Below are 20,830 nucleotides of genomic sequence, written 5' to 3'. Positions count from 1 at the left end.
CCTTGTCGACATAGCTGCCACTTCCGTCCGATGCAAATTCCCGGAATGAGCATAAAAGAGCCGGAGTGACCTCACGGACAACGTTGGCGTGAAAACACCCGTTCAGACAACGCGAAGCGGAAAGATTGCTAAAATGGCTGGCTTAAAAGCATCGACAAGTTATGACCCCGATGGCAGCAGCTTACGGAAATAAACCACCCGTTCGGTCTCCTCAAACCCCAGCGCCGCATGCATGCGGTGTGAATCGACATTGGCGATATCGGCATCGGAGGCAAGCTCGCTTACACCCTTGCCGACCGCCCAGCGGGTCACCGCGGCGATCAACGCGGTGGCGACGCCCTGGCCGCGAAAGTCCCCCTCCACATAGACGCCTTCAAGAAAGGCCACGGGCGAGGTGTCGCATCCGTTGACATAATCCTGTCGCAGGCTGACGTCGGCAAAACCGATGGCCACTCCGGCCAGATTATAGGCAATAAATCCGGCCTCGTTGTCGGAGAGGTCCTGCAATTCTTCGCTGTGTTCGGCAGGCGAGGCATCGCGCCATAAGCGGTGCCGCAGGAGGGACCAATCGTCCAACGATGCCGCGTCGGCTGCCTTGATGACGAATTGCCCGCTCATGCGACGACCCCGCAAAACACATCCAGCGCCTCAAGCTTCACGATACCGGCGTCGAACAACGGCTCGAAGCCCGGCATCGGCAGGATATCGGTGACCCGCATGCCCTTCGGCACCGGAAACTCTATCGCCTCGCGGGTCAGGTTGAAGACGAAGAGCAGTTTTTCATCACCCTTGTGGCGCGTGAAGGCCAGCACGTCGAGGTTGGTCTTGATGAAATTCATATCGCCGTCGCGCAGGGCACCATGGGTTTTGCGGAAGGACAAGACCGCGCGGTAGTGGTTCAGAACCGAGTCGGGCTTCCGCTCCTGTGCATCCGCCGCCTGCATGGCGTGGGCATAGGGCACCGGCAACCACGGCTTTTCAGCGCTCGAAAAACCGGCATTCGGTTTACCGGTCTCCCACACCATCGGCGTGCGGCACCCGTCGCGGCCCTTGAATGCTGGCCAGAAACGAATGCCGTAGGGATCGCGCAGATCCTCGAAGGCGAGTTCAGCCTCCGTCAGACCCAGCTCCTCACCCTGATAAAGACATATCGAGCCGCGCAGGCTGGCGAGAACGCAGATGGCGAGCTTCGCAACCCGGGTCTGCTCCTCCGTGCCTTCAGAAAAACGGCTGAGGTGGCGCACCACATCGTGGTTGGAAAAGGCCCAGCACACCCACCCATCCGTCACCACCTTGCCGAAAGTCTCGACCGAGCCGCGCAGGTGTTTTGCGCTGAAATCCGGCCCCAGGAGATCGAAGGTGTAGCACATGTTGAGCTTGTCGTTGCCGGACGTATAGGCCGCAACCGTCTTCAGCGACCGCGCGCCGTCTCCCACCTCGCCCACGGTGGCGCGGCCCTCATATTCATCGAGAAGCGCGCGGAAACGCTGGAGAAACGCCACGTTTTCCGGCCGCGTCTTGTCGTAGAGATGATCCTGCATGCCATAGGGATTGACGTCGGATGCGTCGAGACCAAAACTCTCTTCGTCGAAAAGCGGCGGGTTGTCGCGCAAAAGCTTGTCGTGGAAATAATGATTGACGGTATCGAGACGAAAACCGTCCACGCCGCGATCAAGCCAGAACCGCACGGTTTCCAGAAGCGCATCCTGAACATCCGGATTGTGGAAATTGAGGTCCGGCTGCGAGGCGAGAAAGCTGTGCATGTAATATTGCTTGCGCACCCCGTCCCATTCCCAGGCCGGCCCACCGAACACGGAAAGCCAGTTGGTGGGTGCGGTCCCATCCGGCTTGGGGTTGGCCCAGACATACCAGTCGGCCTTGCTGTTGCTGCGGCTTGCACGGCTGTCCACGAACCAGGGGTGCTGGTCGGACGTGTGCGAAATCACCTGGTCGATGATGACCTTCAACCCCAGCCGATGCGCCTCGGCCATCAGCGCGTCGAAATCCGAAAGCGTGCCGAACATCGGATCGACATTGCAATAATCTGAAACGTCATAACCCATGTCGGCCATGGGCGAGGTGAAGAAAGGCGAGAGCCAGATGGCGTCTACGCCGAGCGAGGCAATATAGGACAGCCGCTTCGTCACCCCGGCAAGATCACCGTATCCGTCGCCCGTGGTGTCCTGAAAGGATCGTGGATAGACCTGATAGATCACCGCTCCCCTCCACCAGTCCGATTGCGCTTGGGATTTGTGGACCGGGGCATGGGTTTTCGGCATGAGCGATCTCCTGGTGAGGGTTGGCGCGAGAATATAAAGCAGCTGCCCTTGCGTAAACCGGAACTTCGCAAATGCCCAAAATCACCTCGAAGCGGGCTTGTCAGGCACCGCCTGTCGTCGTAATCCCGAAGATGCAGCAAGAGGAGGACGATGGCGTGGGCGGACGGTTTCTGTCGATTGGCGAATGCATGGTGGAACTCTCGCAGGCCGGAAACGGGCTTCTGCGCAAGGGTTTTGCTGGCGATACCTTCAATACGGCCTGGTATGCGCGTGCCTGCCTGCCGGAAGACTGGTCCGTGGATTATTTCACAGCGCTCGGCGACGATCCTCTTTCGGAAGACATGCTGGCCTTTATCGCGGACGCCGGCATCGGCACGGAAAAAATCCGCCGCATCAAGGGTGGCACGCCCGGTCTCTACCTGATCAACCTCAAAGATGGTGAGCGCACCTTCAGCTACTGGCGCAACGCCGCTGCTGCAAGACAGCTTGCCGCCGATGCGGATCACCTGCGCAGGACGGTGGAAAACGCCGACGTCATCTATTTTTCCGGCATCACGCTTGCCATTCTCTCCTCGCGCCACGATGTCGATACCTTCCTGGCCGAACTGCGCCGGGCGAAAGCCGCCGGCAAACCCGTGGTCTTCGACCCGAATATCCGCCCGCGCCTCTGGTCCGACAAGGATGCGATGCTGGAGACGATCACCAACGGCGCGCGCGCCGCGACGCTTGTCATGCCGAGCTTTGACGATGAAGCCAGCCACTTCGGTGACGGCTCCGTGGAAGTGACCATCGACCGCTACCGCGGGCTCGGCGTCGCCAATGTCGTCGTCAAGGACGGCGCAAAGGGCGCGACGCTCGATTTCGGCGGCAACCGCAGCCATGCGTCGGCCGTGGAGGCCGTGGAGGTGGTGGACACGACAAGCGCCGGCGACAGTTTCAACGGCGCGTTCCTCGCCCGTTATGTGACGGGCAGCTCACCGCAAGAGGCGGCCGTCTTTGCTGCAAGAGCGGCCGCAACCGTCATCGGCCACCACGGCGCGCTGATCAGCCCCGAGCTTCTTCCGCTGGTGGGATAACGTTCAGCCAAACTGAGCGAACGCGGATTTTCGGGGTGGGCTACCCCGCGCTCCCTCATTCCTGTGCTTGTCACAGGAATCCAGCCGACGCGCGTCTGCGCGGCGAGAGGAGTCTTTTCAGCCCAAGGACTTGGCCTGGCTGGATCTCTGTGACAGGCACAGGGATGAGGACAAAAGAGAACATTGCGGACAACCGCAAGCTTCAAATATACCGCGCTGAAGCCAACAACTACGTCACCCGCCGTGTGCCTTGAAACTACACACAGAGGCCGCTTCTCTACCCTCATTCACCCTGACATGATCCTGTAACACGCACGCCGCATATACGGGCGGAAGCCGGGTGGTGGGGAATCGCCCGTGCGCAGATGAGCAGGATCAGTGTTTCATGACGAGAATCACGATTGTCACAGATGCCTGGCACCCGCAGGTCAACGGCGTGGTTCGCTCGATAGAAAACACCAATACCGAACTTGCGCGGCTGGGCGTGGATGTGCGCATGGTCACGCCGCAGAGCTTTTACAGCATTCCCTGCCCGACCTATCCGGAAATCCGCCTGTCTGTCGCAGGCTATCGCCGTGTCGCGGCGGAGATTGAAAAAAGCCAGCCTTCCTTCGTGCATATCGCCACCGAAGGGCCGCTGGGTTTCATGGCGCGGCGCTGGTGCGTGAAGAACCACGTGCGTTTTTCCACCAGCTATCACACCCGCTTTCCCGAATATGTAGCAGCGCGCTTCCCCGTCCCGGAAAGCTGGCTTTATGCTTTCGTGCGCTGGTTCCACAATGGCGGCAACACCTGCATGGTGGCCACCCCGAGCCTTGAGACAGAGCTGGAAGCCCGTGGCGTCAAGAACCTGAAGCGCTGGAGCCGCGGCATCGACGCCGAACTGTTTCATCCCCGCCCGAAATCCACGCTGCCTTTCGATCTGCCGAGACCGATCTTCATGACGGTCGGACGCGTGGCTGTGGAAAAGAACCTGCCGGATTTCCTCGAGCTCGACCTGCCCGGATCGAAGGTCGTCATCGGTGATGGCCCTGCCCGCCACGAATTGCAGGAAAAATATCCCGGCGTGCTGTTTACCGGCGTCAAGACCGGCGAAGAGCTGGCCGATGCCTATGCGCAGGCCGATGTTTTCGTTTTCCCCTCGAAGACCGATACATTCGGCAACACCATTCTCGAAGCGCTGGCGAGCGGTGTGCCGGTAGCCGCCTTTCCGGTGACCGGCCCGATCGATATTCTCGGCGGCAACCCCGCTGCCGGCGCGCTGGACAATAATCTTCGCGATGCCTGTCTTGCGGCGCTCAATTGCTCGCCGCAGGAGGCACTGGCGCTTTCCAGAAGCTACAGCTGGGAAAAGGCGTCACGGCAATTCCTCGACAATGTCATCCACGCCGCCGGAAAATCCCTGCCGCTCCTGTCCCGTTCGCAGCTTGCCTGACACGAATACGCGTCGATCCCCGACATTTTATCTGCGAACGGTAGACGAAACGGAGCGGCGGTGTCACAAGACGGTCAGGACGCGACCGCCGTTATCTATAGAACGGGGTCGGGCTGCTGATTGACGTCAGGCGGCTGCCGCGAGGACACGCTGGCCGTCCTGTTTCCTGATGATATCCCGCCATACCCTTCGAAACGCCGCTTCAGGGCAAGGGAAGAAGCTCTTTTTGTTGGGCTGCGCTCCAATGATTAATCTTCTCGACAATGTCCTTGGCAGCCATCGGCAAGGCACTGTTGGGTATGACAACCACCGTTCCGTGGAAAACCAGCACCAGACTGTCCGGCGGCGTGATTGCGAGATGATAGCGTGCCCAGCTCAGCTGCACGGTATCCAGTCGTGTGACCTGCTTGTAGCCGTCAGGTCCGATCTCGATCTGCGAGTGAGGCGAATACATTCGCTCATTTGCGATATTCCAGTGCGCCAGAACCTCGTAATAGGATTTCGCTTCCCTTTTTGCGCCCTGCCAGATGATGTACCAGATGACAAGAGCCACAAACGGTGCGGGTGCGAAAACCCAATAACCGACAACCGGCCAGACGCCCGGGAACCACGGCAGGCTCATGGAATAGATAAATCCGGCGGCCAGTCCCGCAAACAATGACAGCTTGACCCTTGCCGAGGCAAAGTGGCGAGCCCAGGCCTTATCGAAAATCATGCTGTAATTTTCATAGGCCTGATTTTGGTAGCCGTAGACATAGGCGGGGACATGTTTCGGGTCGGGCGTGAAGCTTATTGAAATGGTGTCATCGGCCATAGGAGCACATCAATCCCGTCGCTGTTGAAGCTCAGTCTTGTAGCAACGATTGCCCTTATAAATCAAAAGGCCTTTTGCTGCCAAAACCTTCGGGATCGACCTCGTGCGGCGTAGCTTGCCTTCACCATGCTCCGGTGAGCATTTGGCCGGAAAGCGGCACAGTCCGCGACTTGCCGTCCCGATCCGTCACCGAAAGCGATGCGGCCATCTGTTTTGGCGATTTGCGGAACCAGTTGGCGGCAACGCTTGCCATATCGCCGATCATCGCCTGTCTGTGCCAGTCGGCGAAGCGCTTGGCCGTGGCCTCTGCCTCGGAACGGTAGAAGAAATCGCCGGATTGCCCGAGATCGTTGATGGACGCCGACATTGCCGACAGAGGACGCTGAAACATTTTCGCCGGCACCGAAAGCGCATCGGAGCCTTGTGAAAAAGCGGGCGCCATGAAGTCGATCGCCCAGCCATCCGCCTCCACCCAGCAATGGAAATTCTCGCCCGCACCCGTCACATAACCGTCTTCGCGGTGATCGGCGAAAAGCAGGACCGTACCGCCCAGATTATAGGCGGCGAGCCCGCCCTTCGGCACGGCCTTGACCTTGTAATGCTGCTGCAGGATGAACGCGCCAAAGGTGCTGAAATACATGGAGGCCGAAGCGGGATCGGCATTCTGGCTGACGAGCAGGCTGTTGATGACCCGGTAAATCCGGTGATAGTCGGTCTGCTTGATCAACATGATGCCCTATACCTTTTCGCTGATTTGTTATTTTCGCTCGGCGTCATCCTCGGGCTTGACCCGAGGATCCAAGCACGTCAGCAAAATCAGAGAGTTGTGGATCCTCGGGTCAAGCCCGAGGATGACCTTCGATGCGAGGAGACCCAGTAGTCAACGTCTGCCCGCGCGTAAGATTACCGCCTCTTCTTCGCCTTGCTCTCGAACGGATTATCCGAGCCACGATAATGCACGCGGATCGGTACGCCCGGCATGTCGAAATCCTTACGCAGCCCGTTGACCAGGTAACGCGTATAGCTTTCCGGAATGGCTTCCGGTCGGGTGCAGGAAATCATGAAGGCTGGCGGGCGGGCCTTTACCTGCGTCATGTACTTCAGCTTGAGACGACGGCCGGAAACGGCCGGCGGCGGATGCTGTGTCGTCTGCGAATCCAGCCAGCGGTTCAGCTTGGCAGTCGAGATACGCCGGTTCCAGATCTTGTCCGTATCGATGATGTTCTGCATCAGCCGGTCTAGGCCGTAGCCCGTCTGACCGGAAATCGGAACGGCACGGATGCCGCGCGCCTGCGGCAGAAGCCGCTCGGTTTTTTCGCGCAGATCGGCAAGAAATGCCTGCGGGTCTTCGACCAGATCCCATTTGTTGAAGGCGAGCACGGCGGCGCGCCCTTCGCGGATCACGAGGTCGACCAGCTGCAGATCCTGCTTTTCGAAGGGGATGGTGCTGTCGAACACGATCACCACCGTCTCGGCAAAGCGGATGGAACGCAGCGAATCCGCCACCGAAAGCTTTTCCAGCTTCTCCGTCACCCTGGCCTTGCGGCGCATGCCGGCCGTATCGAACATCTTGATGGTGCGGCCGCGCCAGTCCCACTCGACGGAGATACTGTCGCGGGTAATGCCGGCTTCCGGGCCGGTCAGCAGGCGGTCTTCGCCAAGGAAACGGTTGATGAGCGTGGACTTGCCCGCATTCGGCCGGCCGATGATGGCGACGCGCAGCGGCTTGGTCTCGTCATAGACGGGCTCTTCGTCTTCCTCTTCCTCGCTGCCGGGCTCAGGGCGCGGAAGAACGATATCGGTTTCCGCCTCGTCCACCTCAGGCGGGAAAGCGACATCTTCACCGATCGCCTCGACGATAGCGTCGCGCAGGTCGATCATGCCCTGCCCGTGTTCGGCAGAGATGGCGCAGGGGTCGCCGAGACCCAGCGTGAAGGCGTCGTAGAAGCCCGCATCCGAACCGCGTGCCTCGGACTTGTTGGCCACCAGAACCACCGGCCGGCCGCGACGGCGCAACATTTCGGCCAGCGTTTCATCGGCCGGCGTCAGGCCTGCCTTGGCGTCAACGACGAAAAGCGTGACATCGGCTTCGTCAATCGCCGCTTCCGTCTGCGCCCACATGCGGCCCTGAAGCGTTTCCGGCCCGGATTGCTCCAGACCGGCGGTATCGATGATGGTGAAGCGCAGATCGACGAGTTTCGCCTCGCCGGGGCGGCGGTCACGGGTCACGCCCGGCGTGTCGTCCACCAAGGCGAGCTTCTTTCCGACCAGACGGTTGAAAAGCGTGGACTTGCCGACATTGGGGCGCCCGACTATGGCGACGGTGAAGCTCATTGATCTTTGTTCCTTGAAGCAAGTCTGCCCAAAACGTTACCTGTTTTGGGCAAAAGACATGCGTAAAATAAAGAGTTAGATCGCTTTGGCAATGCGGAGAAATGCCGGGGCGATCTCGCGTGGCGAAGCGGCGTTAAGCAGCTTTGCCTGAAGCGGTGATATTGTCGAGCATGATCTGCGCGCGGTTCGTCACGTTGCGCGGTGCCTGCGCATCGCCGACGATCTGCTCGAACCATTGTTTGGCCTTGACGAAATCGCCGGCCTTGTAAGCGGCAAGACCGAGCGCCTCGCGGGCGGATGCGCGCATGGTCTGGCCTTCGGCGCTGAGCGGTTCGGCCAAGGCGACGACCTGATCATAGGTACCGTTGTCGACCAGGAGCCACGCCGCACGCACCTTGGCAGTATCGCGGAAGACCTGCGGTGCGGAGGTATCGTTGCCGATGGCGGTGAAGGCGGCGATGGCGCCGGCCGCATCACCCTTCTGCGACAGCAGCGTGGCGGAACGGAACTTCGCCAGAACAGGATAATTGCCGTGGCCGGACGTTTCGAGATCGGCAAAGGCCTTCAGCGCATCGTCCGTCTTGTTTTCCGAAGCGAGCTTCAGCGCCGCAAGGAACTGGTCGCCGGAATTGGAAGCGCGGCTGGTGTTCCAATATTCGTAGATGCCGGCGCCGGCAGCGCCCACAACCACGAGAATGGCGGCGCCAACGACCACGATACCGTAACGGCCCCAGAAGCGCGACAGCTGCTCGGAACGGATCTGCTCGTTCACTTCGCGGATAAAGGTATCATTCTCGTTTGCCATCAAATTCTCCGTTACCCGCGCGGAGATCGTCACCGATCCATCCGTCCGCGGACATACCAAGCCGCTTACCCGGGCAAGCAAAAGCGAAGTCGACCGGGTCATGGTCGGCCTTCTAGCCTATTTTGCCTGATATGTAAGGGGGAAACGTCGATTTCCTACATGGCGATCGGTTGAACGCCGATCAACCATTCGTGCAGTTTCAGGATGAAAGCCCCCAGAGAACGATGCCGCCGACAACGGCCACCAGATCATACCGGCTCGAAACGAAGTCCCGCACCACTTTTTCGCCCGCCCTTTCCCGACGCTTCAGCGAAATCCGCATCACCACGCCCCAGGCGAGGAACGACGCAAAGAGGAGGATCGAAGAGGTCTCGCCATTGGCCAGAAGATGGGCGAGCGCCCAGATCTTGACCGCAAGAATGAGCGGATGCTTGGTTTTAGTGGCAATGTGGCCAGCCGGTATGAGGCTGGCGATAAGACAGATCATTGCGGGCAGCATCAGGGTCACGGCGAGATGGCTCGTCCAGACCGGCGGCGACCAGAGCATGCCGGTCTCCTGCCGCGCCTCGCCAAAGGCATAGATGACGAGACCAAGCGTAACGAGGCTTGCAAGAGAATACAGGCCCTTGAAAGGCCCCTCTCCCAGCCTTGCGATCATCCGCGCGCGAAATTGCGGCGCAAACACCTTCAGAAGATGCGTCAGGAAAAACAGGGCAAGACAGATTACGAGAAAGAGCATGGAACGTGGTCCCCCGATGGAACGAAAGCGGCGCTGTCACCGCGACGCAGAAACGAATTAGGCTGAAAGACGTAAAAAAGCCAGTTTATTCAAAGCTTCGCCTTATTCCACCCGCAAAAGGCCATGGTGTTTCATATGACGGATGACTGATGTATCGCCCCTTTGCCGCCTTTTCCCTGTCGCTCTGCCTTGCCTTTCCCGCTTTTGCCGAAAATGCGGAGAAGCCGAAGCAGCTCGTCATCGTTTCCTTCGACGGCGCGGGCGATAATACGCTGTGGGAAAGAAGCCGCGCGACGGCGAAGGAGGTCGGCGCGCATTTCACCTATTTCCTCGCCTGCACGCTGGTGATGGACCGCAAGACCAGCGCCAAGACCTATCAGGGCCCCGGCCAGAAGGCCGGCCGCTCCAATGTCGGCTTCGGCCAGTCGCAGGAGGAGGTGGAAGCCCGGCTCAGAAACATCTGGGCGGCCTATCGCGAAGGCCACGAAATCGGCAACCACACCTGCGGCCATTTCGATGGCGGCCAATGGAGCGCCGAGCAATGGGACGGCGAATTCACCACCTTCACCAGCACGCTGGAAAACGCCTGGCAGATGATCGGCAAGAAGGGTGAGGAACCTGAGGGCTGGCGCGACATGGTGAAAAAGATCAACGGTTTTCGCGCGCCCTATCTCTCACAGGGGCCGGCGCTGACCGCCGCGCAGAAAAAGCACGGTTTCGTTTATGACGCCACGAGCGTCACCAAGGGGCCGGAATGGCCGGTGGAGCGCGACGGCATCCAGCATTTCGGCCTGCCGCTCATACCCGAAGGTCCCGGCAACCGCCCGATCATCGCCATGGACTATAATCTCTTCATCCGCCACTCCATCGGCGTCGAGACGCCGGACAGGGCGCAGGAATTCGAGGAACGCGCCTATACGGCTTTCCGCAACGCTTTCGACAGGCAATATAATGGCGAACGCATCCCCTTGCAGATGGGCTTCCATTTCGTGAAAATGAACGGCGGCGCATACTGGAACGCCTATGAAAGGCTGCTGCGCGAAGTCTGCCGGAAAGACGATGTCGCCTGCGTGAGTTATGCGCAGGCCATGCCGATGATCGAGGCGCGCAGGAAACAGAAAACTGAGGGCTGAAAGCTCTCGTCATACAAAAAATGGCGACCGGTCGGCCGCCATGAGTTTGATGACAATCCCCCTCTCCAAACTGGACGTCATCCTCGGGCTCCACCCGAGGATCCATGCTTTCAATCGACTGCGGATCCTCGTCTCAAGGCGAGGATGACGCAGGAAATTTTGCATACTAATTAGAATTAAAAAGGCGGCCAATCGGCCGCCTTTTTTCGTCAGGGTTTGTTGGCCGCCATCTCTCCGGCTTCCGCTTCCCGCTGCAGATAGCGCTCGTCGATATCCGGCAGGGGCTGGTCTTCGATCGCGGATTCGAACGCAACCAGACGTTTGCGGATCGAAAGAAGCTCGATAATCGTAGACCAGGAACTTACCAGATACTGGAAGCTGTCGCTGACCTGTCCAAAGGCGGTGGCAATCTGCTGCCAGATGCCCATCGTGATCTTGGCTGCCACGATGGTGGGTATGAGCATGAATGTCAGAATAAGGGCATCAAGTTGGCCGAAGGTGTAGCGGGCAACGTTGAAATAGAGATAGTGGAAATACATGCGGAAGTAATTTTTGCGCACATTCGCAAAGAGTTCCCGCATGGTCGGTGGCTGAGCACGGTCTTCATGGTCCTCACCATAGACCAGTTCCTTACGAAAAGCCGCCTCGACACGCTGGTTGCGGAATTGCAGGCCCGGCAGCTTCATGCCGACCACGGCGAGCAGCACCGTGCCGAAAACAGACCACAACAGCGCAAGCCAGAAAAGCGAATGCGGAATTGCGCCGAGGAGGGGTAGCTCTGTGACATGCGCTGACATCTGAAACAGAAGGGGCAAGAACACGACCAGCGTCATGACCGAGTTGATCAGGACGACACCGAGCCCCTCGACAATCGAGGCAAATCGCATCGTATCTTCCTGCACACGCTGCGAGGCACCTTCAATATGACGCAACTTCTCCCACTTCGACAGGTAGAAATCATTCATCGCGGTGCGCCACCGGAACACATAGTGGCTGGTGAAAAAGGCGGTGATGACGTTCATCGCCACGCCAACCATACCGATTTCGAGAAAACGCAACTGAAGTGAATAGAACTGCGACGCTGTGATGCCGGGCTGGCTCTCCAGCGCACGCTGGAACAGGTCGAAGAAGGGACCACGCCAGTTATTTATCGCAACAGAAACCTGAACGGCGAAATAGGCGATGAAAATGATGAACGCCGAACCCCAGATCGACCAGTTTTTCCAAGGATGATCTCTGGCAATGATTTGCCAGGTGACGCCGAATATCGCCACGAAGACCGTAAAATAGAGGTAGAACCAGACGTTATCACGGGAGAAGAAATATGCGATGCCAAGCGGCGCGGTTTCCCCGGGCGCCAGGGGCGGCATTCCGAGAGCAGCACCCATTTGCGGTCCGACGCTGTACCACACCGCGATACAGACGACTGTCCACAGCGCAGCCGAGGTAAAAAACAATTTCGGTTTTGGGAAAAAGGAATGAAACACGTTTTGAACTCACGCGCGTTTGAAGTCAGCCATTATTGGCGAAGCACTTGTTGGCCCGAACCTAGGGCAGAAATTTGTGCACAGCAACGGAGAAGCGACGACCTTAACAAGATGTAAGGCGCAGATGGCGTCGCAATCCCCGCAAAATACCGTGAATCAGGCCCCGGTGAGGATGCTTAGCGTTGCCGCTCCGTGGCGAGAACCGGCAGCATCAGAAGAATGCTGGCGACGAGCACGGCGGATGCGAGAATGCTTGGCGCGGTAAAACTTCCCGTCACTTCGGCAATCCAGCCGGCGGCGAGTGGCCCGACGATCTGCCCCGTGCCGAAGGCCGCCGTCATCAGCGCGAAGGCGCGGCGCGGGCTTGGTCCTGCAAATTCCCGGCCGAGCTGCAGGCCATAGGCGGTGATGACCATGAAGGTCAGTCCCAGAAGCAAACCGCCCGCCAGCACACCCGGCACCGGCGGCAACATGACGGACGCAAAAACGCCTGCGGCCTCCAGGGCAAGAACGATCACGAAGGCACGCTTCAGGCCCTGCGACTTCAAAACCGGCTTCCAGAGGAAAAGCGAGACGGCGGCGGCGCAGCCCGTGACGAACCAGGCCAGAAACTCCACGAAAGCACCGGCGGCGGCCATGCGGGCAATCGCGACGATGAAGGTGGCGGTGATGACGTACCCAAAGCCGAACAGCCCATAGGCAAGCGTCGTCAGAAAGAGCGGCTTCGTCCATTTGAGCGGCGGTTCCGCCAGCGAAGAGGCATGCCGGGGAGGCCCTGCGGGCAGCACCCGCCAGACAAGAAGGAAGGTGACGAAGGAAAAGACGGCGCCTGCGATCCACTCCTGTCGCCAGGAAGCGCCGCCGCCATCAAAAACGACGCCGATGAGATAGACCACGAGCGAGGAAATCGCGATGCCGGCACCGACACCGCCATAGTGCAGCGCCTGAATATGGTCCTTGCCCGCCTTCATGGCATGGCCGATGACGATCTGCGACGTGAAGATCATGGTCAGCGCACTGGCGACACCGGCCAGGAACCGGATGACGGTGAAAGCCGCAACGGAGTTGAAGGCGGCCATGGCAAGCAGCAGCGTGGCCGTGGAAAACAGGCCGCAAAGCGCGACCAGCCTTTCCCGTCCCGAGCCCCACGAATAGGCGGCGAGAACCGCACCCGCCAGATAACCGGCGAAATTCCCCGCCGCGACGATACCCGCATCGCCCGCGGAAAGCGGAACATCCGCCATCATGCCGGGAAGAATGGGGGTAAAGGAAAAACGGCCGAAGCCCATGGCGGACGCCATCATCAAGGCGCCGGCGAAACCGAGCGCAGTCAGATGCCTAGCGGAAAGTGGCTTGTCGATGCTCATGCTTGGCTTATCGCAACCGGGCGGATAAGCGACAAGCGAGTTATTTTGATCGGCGTTATAAGCGGTCTTTATTGGTACGAGATGCAAGGACCCTGTCGCCTGCGCATCCTCATCCACCCTCATTCCTGTGCTCGTCACAGGAATCCAGCCGACGCGCGTCTGCGCGGCGAGAGGGGTCTTTTCAGCCCCAGGACTTGGGCTGGCTAGATTCCTGTGACAAGCACAGGAATGAGGGTGAAGAAACGTCGATTAATAGAGCGCAAGCCTCGTGACTGACGCACCAGGCCACGGCATTACGCCGGACACAATGGCGCCTCCACCCCTCACTCCGCAAGCGTCAGCACCAGCGGCCCGTTTTTCGTCGCCACGACGGTATGTTCGTATTGCACGGTCGGCGCACTCGGGTCGCTGTAGAGCGTCCACGGATCGTCGTCGCCGTCTTCCGCCCAGTAGGCGCCTGTCGACAGGAAAGGCTCGACGGTGAACACCATGCCCTCTTTCATGATCCGCCGCTCGTCCTTGTCCGGCCAGGTCGCCAGTTCCTTCGGCTCCTCATGCAGGGAGCGGCCGATGCCGTGGCTCGCCAGATTGGTGATCAGCGTATAGCGGTTCTTTTTCGCGAAGGAGCCGATGGCATTGCCTATGTCAGCAAAGGGCCGCCCGGTTTTCACCTGCTGCAGGCCGGTCCACATGGCGCGCTTGCCATCGCGGCAAAGCCGCTCGATCTCCTTCTTCACCGGCGGCACGGCGAAAGACGAGCCCGTATCGCCGAAGAAACCGTTCTTCACCGCCGAGACATCGATATTGACGAGATCGCCCGCCTTGATGATGCGGGGGCCGGGAATGCCGTGCGCCACTTCCTCGTTGACGCTGATGCAGGTCGCGCCGGGAAACTGGTAGCAGAACTCCGGCGCCGATTGCGCGCCATTGTCCTCCAGCACCTTGCGGCCGATCGCATCCAGCTCGGCGGTGGTAATGCCAGGTTCCAGCGCATCCGCCATGGTCTGCATGGCCACGGCGCAGATGCGGCCGATATCCTTCAGCAAAACCAGTTCTTCGTCGGTGGAGATGACCATGTTTCTGTCCGTCGTTCCGAATGGCGGGTATCGAGATACCCGCCTTGGTAATAATCAGGCCGTGGCTTTCACCGGATCGGCGCTTCCCGTCAATTCTTTTCTGACAATCGGGGCGACTTTCGTACCATAAAGCTCGATACCGCGCATGATCTGGTCATGCGGCATCAGGCCGATGGCCATCTGCAACAGGAAACGGTCATTCCTGAAAACGCCGTGCGCCTTGATTATCTTTTCCGCCACCAGTTCCGGTTCGCCGAGGAAGAGATTGCCTTCCGGCCCGCGCGACGCATCGAAATGTGCGCGGTTCGTCGGGCCCCAGCCGCGCTCGCGACCGATCCGGTTCATCACCTCCGCCTGCGGCCCGTAAAACTGGTCCGCCGCCTTGTCGGTGGTGTCGGCAATGAAGCCGTGTACGTTGATGCTGGTGCGCAGCTTCGTCTTTTCCTGCCCCGCCCGGCGTGCGGCTTCATGATAGAGATCGAACAGCGGCGCGAAACGGCGATATTCGCCGCCGATGATGGCAAGCGCCACCGGCAGCCCCATGGCCCCTGCCCGCGCCACCGATTGCGGCGTGCCGCCAACCGCGATCCAGACCGGCAGACGCTCCTGAAGGGGACGCGGATAGACCCCGCGACCGTTGATGGCCGGGTGTTTGGTGCCGGACCAGGTGACGATCTCGTTTTCGCGCAGCGCCAAGAGCAGATCGAGCTTTTCGGTAAACAGCACGTCATAGTCTTCGAGGTCGTAACCGAACAGCGGGTAGGATTCGATGAAGGAACCGCGCCCGGCCATGATCTCGGCGCGGCCGTTCGACAGCAGATCGACGGTGGAGAACTGCTGGAAGACCCGCACCGGATCATCCGAACTCAGAACCGAGACGGCGCTTGTGAGGCGGATGTTTTTCGTCTTCACCGCCGCCGCCGCAAGCACGGTGGAGGGTGAGGACGCGACATAGTCCGGGCGGTGATGCTCTCCGAGGCCGAAAACATCGAGCCCGACCTGATCGGCAAGCTCGATTTCCTCAATGAGTTCCCGCAGCCGGCGCGCACCTTCCGGCCCACGGCCATCGGCGGGGTTGGGATTGACATCCGCAAATGTGTAAAGACCGAGTTCCATAGACGATACCTCTGTTTGATTGTCTGAGAGATAGGGACGGACGGCCCTTCAGACAAATGCAAAATCTGGCGCAAAATCTGGATGCTTAGCTTCGAAAAAATGGATGGGCGCGGCCACTTTATGTCCCTTGCGGGCATCCCCCGAAATCGCGCCCGAAATGACGATTGCCAGCCCGCCCCCTTTGGGCATAACCTGCTTAAACATGTGCGAAGTAATGCAAAAAGGGGAAAGCATGCATCGGACAGTTATCGTGACAGGCTCCACAAGCGGTATCGGCCTTGGCATCGCACAGCGATTTGCGAGGGAGGGCGCCAATGTCGTGCTGAACGGCTTTGGCGACGAGGACGAAATTGAAAAACTCCGCCTTTTGCTGGAAGCCGAAAGCGGCGGGCGTGTGCTTTACCACCCGGCGGATATGACGAAACCGGACGAGATCGCCGATCTCATCAATTCCGCCAACGAAAAACTCGGTTCGGTGGATGTGCTCGTCAACAATGCCGGCATCCAGCATATCGCACCCATCGAGGAATTTCCCCCGGAGAAATGGGACTGGATCATCGCCATCAATCTGACCAGTTCTTTCCATACCATGCGGGCTGCGATACCGCTGATGAAGAAGGCCGGAAAAGGCCGTATCATCAACATCGCATCCGCCCACGGTCTCGTCGCCTCGCCGTTCAAATCGGCCTATGTGGCGGCCAAGCACGGCATCATGGGCCTGACGAAGACGGCAGCGCTTGAACTTGCGCAGACAGGCGTCACCGTCAACGCCATCTGTCCCGGTTATGTGCTGACGCCGCTCGTCGAAAAACAGATACCGGAAATGGCGAAGGTGCGCGGCATCAGCGAAGAAGCGGTGAAGAACGATGTGATGCTGGAATTGCAGGCGACCAAGCAATTCGTCACCGTCGATGACGTGGCCGCCGCCGCGCTGTTTCTGGCAAGCGATGCCGCAAGCAACATCACGGGAACGCATATTTCCGTGGATGGCGGCTGGACGGCGCAATAATTACCGAATTTTCTTTCCGTTTTAGAAACAATGAATTGCCAAAACGGAAATCGATATGCGCGCGTGGGCGTGCATATGATGCGCAGGGATAATGACAAGAAACCGGCTCGGCAGCCGGACAAAAAAGCAAGGCATTGCATGAACGACGCGATCAGCTTCATCCTCAACAGCGAAACGATCTCGCTGCAGGATTTTGGACCGACAGACACGCTTCTCGACTATCTCCGCCTTCAAAGACGGTTGACCGGGACGAAAGAAGGCTGCGCCGAAGGCGACTGCGGCGCCTGCACGGTGCTGGTCGGGCGGCTGCTGGATGGCTCGCTGCGTTATGAAAGCGTCAATGCCTGCATCCGCTTTTTAGGCTCGCTGCACGGCACCCATATCGTGACGGTCGAGCATCTGGCCGCGCGCGACGGTACGCTGCACCCGGTGCAGCAGGCGATGGTGGATTTCCACGGTTCGCAATGCGGTTTCTGCACGCCGGGCTTCATCATGTCGCTTTACGGCCTCTGGCTTTCCAGCGAAAACCCTGCCCGCGCCGATATCGAAAAGGCGCTGCAAGGCAATCTCTGTCGATGCACGGGTTACGAGCCGATCGTGCGGGCCGCCGAAAAGATCGCCGCCGCCCGCCCGAGCGCGCTCTTCGACCCGCTGCAACGGGACCGCACCGATATCATGGCAAGGCTCTGGGCAATCCGCGCCAACGAGACGATCGTGGTGACGCGCGGCGAGGATCGGACCATCATTCCGGCGACACTGTCTGACCTCACCGATATCTATGCCGCCGAGCCGAAGGCGACCATCGTGGCCGGCTCCACCGATGTCGGCCTCTGGGTAACGAAGCAGATGCGGGCACTGAACCCCGTCATCTTCATCAACAATCTCGGGGACCTGCAGGGTATTGTCGTGGATGAGAATGGCGTCACGCTCGGTGCCGGTGTCACCTACAGCCAGGCCTTCAAGACCGTGACGGAACATTTCCCGCCGCTTGCCCGGCTGTTCGATCGTCTCGGCGGCGAGCAGGTGCGCAACATGGGAACCATCGGCGGCAATATTGCCAACGGTTCGCCCATCGGCGATACCCCGCCGGCGCTGATCGCACTTGGAGCAACGCTCACCTTGCGCTCCTCCTCCGGCAGCCGCACCGTGCCGCTGGAAAGCTACTTCATCGACTATGGCAAACAGGACCGGCTGAGCGGCGAATTCGTCGAAAAACTCTTCATCCCGTTCCAGAAAGCCGAAAGCCACTACGCGGTCTACAAAATCTCCAAGCGGCGCGACGAGGATATTTCCGCGCTCTGCGCCGCCTTCAACCTGACGCTCGATGCCGACGGCACCGTCGAAGATATCCGCATCGCCTTTGGCGGCATGGCCGGCACGCCGAAACGCGCCGCGCATCTTGAGGCGGCACTTCTCGGCAAAGAGTGGTCACAGGAAACGATCGATGCGGCGCGTGATGCGCTGGACGATGATTTCACCCCGCTCACCGACTGGCGCGCCACCGCCGAATACCGGCAACTGACGGCCAAGAACCTGCTGACGCGGTTCTTCCTCGAGACTTCGGGGCAAAAGCAGGAACTCAGCCGTTTCGCATTGGCGGAGGCGTGACGATGACGATGACGTTGGCGACACCCACAACCTCCCTCATTCCTGTGCTTGTCACAGGAATCCAGCTGGCGCGCGTCTGCGCGACGAGACAACCCTTTCAGCCCAAAGACTTGGGCTGGCTGGATTCCTGTGACAAGCACAGGAATGAGGGTTTATTGTCGCTGTCATATGCCGCAATTGATGAAGGGGAGGCTTGAACCATGGACACGACAAGCTTCGACAAGACCAAAACCGAAATCGACGGCCCTGTACACGCCTCGCTCCGGCACGATTCCGCCCATAAACATGTGACGGGCAGCGCCGAATATATCGACGATATTCCCGAACCCGCCGGCCTCGTTCACGGCGCGCTTGGCCTTTCCGACCGGGCGCATGCGGAAATCGTCTCCATGGACCTGTCCGAAGTCGAGGCTACACCGGGCGTCCTGTGGGTCATGGTTGGCAAGGATGTGCCCGGCGAAAACGATGTCTCGTCAGGCGGCCGTCACGACGAACCTTTGCTGGCCGAGACAAAGGTCGAATTCCACGGCCAGCCGATCTTCGCGGTCTTCGCCGAAACCCGCGATATCGCCAGAAAGGCGGCCCGCAAGGCGAAGGTCGCTTATAAGGACCTGCCGCATTTCACCGATATCGACACGGCGATTGAAAATGACGGCGCGCTGGTCATCGATCCGATGACGCTTAAGCGTGGCGATGCCAAGATCGAAATGGATGTCGCACCCCGCCGTCTCACCGGCACCATGCGGATCGGCGGGCAGGAGCATTTTTATCTCGAAAGCCACATCGCCATGGCCGTGCCGGGCGAGGATGACGAGGTGACGCTGTGGAGTTCCACCCAGCATCCGAGCGAAATCCAGCACATTGTCAGCCATATCCTGCAGGTGCCGTCCAATGCCGTCACGGTGCAAGTGCGCCGCATGGGTGGCGGTTTCGGCGGCAAGGAAACGCAGGGCAACCAGTTCGCCGCCCTCTGCGCCATCGCCGCCAAGAAGCTGAACCGGGCCGTGAAAATCCGCCCGGACCGCGACGAGGACATGACCGCCACCGGCAAGCGCCACGATTTCCGCGTCGATTACGAGCTTGGCTTCGATGAGGAAGGCCGCATCCACGCCGTCGACGCCACCTATGCCGCCCGCTGCGGCTTTTCCTCCGATCTGTCAGGCCCGGTCACGGATCGCGCGCTTTTCCATGCGGATTCCAGCTATTTCTATCCGCATGTGCACCTCACCTCGCGGCCGCTGAAAACCCACACCGTCTCCAACACCGCCTTTCGCGGTTTCGGCGGCCCGCAAGGCATGCTGGGCGCGGAACGTTTCATCGAGGAAATCGCCTATGCGGTGGGCAAGGACCCGCTCGATATCCGCAAGCTGAATTTCTACGGCGAGACCGGCTCGGGCCGCACCACGACGCCCTATCATCAGGAGGTCGAGGACAATATCATCGCCCGCATCGTCGAGGAGCTGGAAACCTCCAGCGACTACCGCGCGCGACGCGAGGCGATCATCGAGTTCAACAAAACGAGCCCGATCATCCGCAAGGGCATCGCGCTCACTCCCGTCAAATTCGGCATCTCCTTCACCATGACCGCCTTCAATCAGGCGGGTGCGCTGGTGCATATCTACAATGACGGCTCCATCCACCTGAACCATGGCGGCACCGAAATGGGCCAGGGCCTCTACACCAAGGTGGCGCAGGTGGTGGCCGATGCCTTCCAGGTGGATATCGGCAGGGTAAAGATCACCGCAACGACTACGGGCAAGGTGCCGAACACCTCCGCTACAGCCGCCTCCTCCGGTACGGACCTGAATGGCATGGCGGCCTATGACGCCGCCCGCCAGATCCGCGAAAGGCTGGTCAAATTCGCCGCCGAGAACTGGAACGTGCCGGAAGAAGAAGTCGTCTTCCTGCCGAACCGGGTGCGCATCGGCCTTGAGGAAATCGCCTTCAACGATTTCATCAAAAAGGCCTATTTCGCCCGTGTGCAGCTTTCCGCCGCCGGTTTTTACAAGACGCCGAAAATCCACTGGGACCGCGCCGCCGGCCGTGGCACACCGTTTTATTATTTCGCCTATGGCGCGGCCTGCTCGGAAGTGTCGATCGATACGCTGACCGGCGAATACCTGATGGAACGCACCGATATCCTCCACGATGTCGGCAAGTCGCTGAACCCGGCCATTGATATCGGCCAGGTGGAAGGCGCCTTCGTGCAGGGCATGGGCTGGCTGACGACGGAAGAATTGTGGTGGGATGGCAAGGGACGGCTGCGCACCCACGCACCCTCCACCTACAAGATCCCGCTCGCCTCCGACCGGCCGAAGAGTTTCAACGTGCAACTGGCGGAATGGGCGGAAAATGCCGAACCCACCATCGGCCGTTCCAAGGCCGTGGGCGAACCGCCCTTCATGCTGGCGATCTCGGTTCTCGAAGCCCTCTCCATGGCCGTCGCCTCCGTCGCCGACTACAAGGTCTGCCCGCGCCTCGATGCGCCGGCAACGCCCGAACGGGTTCTGATGGCGGTGGAACGGCTGAAGAAGGTGTGAGGGGGCCAACAA

17 protein-coding genes and 1 pseudogene are annotated in these 20,830 nt (G+C 59.8%); 6 read left to right on the top strand and 12 right to left on the bottom strand.

Features of this window, described 5'->3' with window-relative positions; genetic code table 11:
* Positions 1–159 precede the first annotated feature (159 nt).
* Together aac(6') and bglA are read right to left on the bottom strand one after the other, a co-directional pair.
* Positions 160–618: an aminoglycoside 6'-N-acetyltransferase gene (gene aac(6') / locus G3A56_RS14460; RefSeq protein WP_082182761.1), complete on the bottom strand. Its 459-nt coding sequence runs from the start codon at positions 616–618 to the stop codon at positions 160–162.
* Positions 615–2,279, bottom strand: coding sequence for a beta-galactosidase BglA (bglA, locus tag G3A56_RS14455; protein WP_082182762.1), 1,665 nt, complete (start codon positions 2,277–2,279; stop codon positions 615–617). Before bglA ends, aac(6') begins: the two co-directional genes overlap by 4 nt.
* A 155-nt stretch (positions 2,280–2,434) precedes the next feature.
* Between bglA and G3A56_RS14450 the strand changes: the two genes are divergently transcribed.
* Both G3A56_RS14450 and G3A56_RS14445 read left to right on the top strand, forming a co-directional pair.
* On the top strand, positions 2,435–3,355 hold the full coding sequence (locus tag G3A56_RS14450) for a sugar kinase (RefSeq protein WP_164056674.1): 921 nt from the start codon (positions 2,435–2,437) through the stop codon (positions 3,353–3,355).
* A gap of 385 nt (positions 3,356–3,740) precedes the next feature.
* Complete coding sequence (locus G3A56_RS14445; RefSeq protein ID WP_082182763.1) at positions 3,741–4,790, top strand: bifunctional monoglucosyl/glucuronosyl diacylglycerol synthase; 1,050 nt, start codon at positions 3,741–3,743, stop codon at positions 4,788–4,790.
* Between the two features lie 202 nt (positions 4,791–4,992).
* Here G3A56_RS14445 and G3A56_RS14440 read toward each other — a convergent pair whose 3' ends face one another.
* From G3A56_RS14440 to G3A56_RS14420, 5 genes and pseudogenes are all read right to left on the bottom strand, one after another.
* A complete protein-coding gene (locus G3A56_RS14440; protein ID WP_164056479.1) occupies positions 4,993–5,604 on the bottom strand; it encodes a hypothetical protein in 612 nt (203 codons plus the stop codon).
* Between the two features lie 121 nt (positions 5,605–5,725).
* On the bottom strand, positions 5,726–6,334 hold the full coding sequence (locus tag G3A56_RS14435; RefSeq protein ID WP_082182764.1) for a DUF2026 family protein: 609 nt from the start codon (positions 6,332–6,334) through the stop codon (positions 5,726–5,728).
* A 173-nt stretch (positions 6,335–6,507) separates the two neighbouring features.
* Positions 6,508–7,938 carry a ribosome biogenesis GTPase Der gene (gene der / locus G3A56_RS14430; protein WP_003494480.1) on the bottom strand — a complete coding sequence of 477 codons (1,431 nt, stop codon included), beginning with the start codon at positions 7,936–7,938 and terminating at the stop codon, positions 6,508–6,510.
* Between the two features lie 133 nt (positions 7,939–8,071).
* A complete protein-coding gene (locus G3A56_RS14425) occupies positions 8,072–8,743 on the bottom strand; it encodes a tetratricopeptide repeat protein (protein WP_082182765.1) in 672 nt (223 codons plus the stop codon).
* Positions 8,744–8,898: 155 nt separating this feature from the next.
* Positions 8,899–9,482 (bottom strand): annotated as a pseudogene (locus G3A56_RS14420) (NnrU family protein).
* Positions 9,483–9,631: 149 nt separating this feature from the next.
* Between G3A56_RS14420 and G3A56_RS14415 the strand changes: the two are divergent.
* Positions 9,632–10,615, top strand: coding sequence for a polysaccharide deacetylase family protein (locus G3A56_RS14415; RefSeq protein ID WP_082182766.1), 984 nt, complete (start codon positions 9,632–9,634; stop codon positions 10,613–10,615).
* Positions 10,616–10,824: 209 nt separating this feature from the next.
* Here the strand turns inward: G3A56_RS14415 and sbmA are convergent, their stop codons facing one another.
* The 5 genes from sbmA to G3A56_RS14390 form a co-directional block, all read right to left on the bottom strand.
* On the bottom strand, positions 10,825–12,102 hold the full coding sequence (sbmA, locus tag G3A56_RS14410) for a peptide antibiotic transporter SbmA (protein ID WP_003494470.1): 1,278 nt from the start codon (positions 12,100–12,102) through the stop codon (positions 10,825–10,827).
* 176 nt (positions 12,103–12,278) lie between these two features.
* A complete protein-coding gene (locus G3A56_RS14405; protein ID WP_082182767.1) occupies positions 12,279–13,469 on the bottom strand; it encodes an MFS transporter in 1,191 nt (396 codons plus the stop codon).
* Between the two features lie 323 nt (positions 13,470–13,792).
* The gene (gene map, locus G3A56_RS14400) at positions 13,793–14,545 is read right to left on the bottom strand and encodes a type I methionyl aminopeptidase (RefSeq protein WP_003494464.1); all 753 of its coding nucleotides are present in this window, start codon (positions 14,543–14,545) and stop codon (positions 13,793–13,795) included.
* Positions 14,546–14,599: 54 nt separating this feature from the next.
* A complete protein-coding gene (locus G3A56_RS14395) occupies positions 14,600–15,661 on the bottom strand; it encodes an LLM class flavin-dependent oxidoreductase (protein ID WP_082182769.1) in 1,062 nt (353 codons plus the stop codon).
* A 48-nt stretch (positions 15,662–15,709) separates the two neighbouring features.
* The gene (locus tag G3A56_RS14390) at positions 15,710–15,865 is read right to left on the bottom strand and encodes a hypothetical protein (RefSeq protein WP_246231009.1); all 156 of its coding nucleotides are present in this window, start codon (positions 15,863–15,865) and stop codon (positions 15,710–15,712) included.
* A gap of 28 nt (positions 15,866–15,893) precedes the next feature.
* Here G3A56_RS14390 and G3A56_RS14385 point away from each other — a divergent pair, with 28 nt between their 5' ends.
* From G3A56_RS14385 to xdhB, 3 genes are all read left to right on the top strand, one after another.
* On the top strand, positions 15,894–16,670 hold the full coding sequence (locus G3A56_RS14385) for a 3-hydroxybutyrate dehydrogenase (protein ID WP_082182771.1): 777 nt from the start codon (positions 15,894–15,896) through the stop codon (positions 16,668–16,670).
* Between the two features lie 138 nt (positions 16,671–16,808).
* Positions 16,809–18,278, top strand: a complete 1,470-nt coding sequence (gene xdhA, locus G3A56_RS14380) for a xanthine dehydrogenase small subunit (protein ID WP_082184489.1) — start codon at positions 16,809–16,811, stop codon at positions 18,276–18,278.
* Between the two features lie 200 nt (positions 18,279–18,478).
* Positions 18,479–20,818 carry a xanthine dehydrogenase molybdopterin binding subunit gene (gene xdhB, locus G3A56_RS14375; RefSeq protein ID WP_082182772.1) on the top strand — a complete coding sequence of 780 codons (2,340 nt, stop codon included), beginning with the start codon at positions 18,479–18,481 and terminating at the stop codon, positions 20,816–20,818.
* The last annotated feature ends 12 nt before the right edge of the window (positions 20,819–20,830 follow it).

The sequence above is a fragment of the Rhizobium oryzihabitans genome (genome assembly GCF_010669145.1).
GTDB classification, from domain to species: Bacteria; Pseudomonadota; Alphaproteobacteria; order Rhizobiales; family Rhizobiaceae; genus Agrobacterium; species Agrobacterium oryzihabitans.
Note: the sequence above shows the minus strand (reverse complement) of the source record. Positions and strands in the feature narration are given on the sequence as shown.

Excerpts from the sequence above, each read along its gene's own strand:
- G3A56_RS14445 (WP_082182763.1), top strand. The coding sequence starts at position 3,741 with ATGACGAGAATCACGATTGTCACAGATGCCTGGCACCCGCAGGTCAAC.
- G3A56_RS14390 (WP_246231009.1), bottom strand. The coding sequence starts at position 15,865 with ATGTTTAAGCAGGTTATGCCCAAAGGGGGCGGGCTGGCAATCGTCATT.
- map (WP_003494464.1), bottom strand. The coding sequence starts at position 14,545 with ATGGTCATCTCCACCGACGAAGAACTGGTTTTGCTGAAGGATATCGGC.
- G3A56_RS14385 (WP_082182771.1), top strand. The coding sequence starts at position 15,894 with ATGCATCGGACAGTTATCGTGACAGGCTCCACAAGCGGTATCGGCCTT.
- xdhA (WP_082184489.1), top strand. The coding sequence starts at position 16,809 with ATGAACGACGCGATCAGCTTCATCCTCAACAGCGAAACGATCTCGCTG.
- G3A56_RS14395 (WP_082182769.1), bottom strand. The coding sequence starts at position 15,661 with ATGGAACTCGGTCTTTACACATTTGCGGATGTCAATCCCAACCCCGCC.
- G3A56_RS14415 (WP_082182766.1), top strand. The coding sequence starts at position 9,632 with ATGTATCGCCCCTTTGCCGCCTTTTCCCTGTCGCTCTGCCTTGCCTTT.
- xdhB (WP_082182772.1), top strand. The coding sequence starts at position 18,479 with ATGGACACGACAAGCTTCGACAAGACCAAAACCGAAATCGACGGCCCT.
- G3A56_RS14425 (WP_082182765.1), bottom strand. The coding sequence starts at position 8,743 with ATGGCAAACGAGAATGATACCTTTATCCGCGAAGTGAACGAGCAGATC.
- der (WP_003494480.1), bottom strand. The coding sequence starts at position 7,938 with ATGAGCTTCACCGTCGCCATAGTCGGGCGCCCCAATGTCGGCAAGTCC.
- G3A56_RS14405 (WP_082182767.1), bottom strand. The coding sequence starts at position 13,469 with ATGAGCATCGACAAGCCACTTTCCGCTAGGCATCTGACTGCGCTCGGT.
- G3A56_RS14440 (WP_164056479.1), bottom strand. The coding sequence starts at position 5,604 with ATGGCCGATGACACCATTTCAATAAGCTTCACGCCCGACCCGAAACAT.
- bglA (WP_082182762.1), bottom strand. The coding sequence starts at position 2,279 with ATGCCGAAAACCCATGCCCCGGTCCACAAATCCCAAGCGCAATCGGAC.
- G3A56_RS14435 (WP_082182764.1), bottom strand. The coding sequence starts at position 6,334 with ATGTTGATCAAGCAGACCGACTATCACCGGATTTACCGGGTCATCAAC.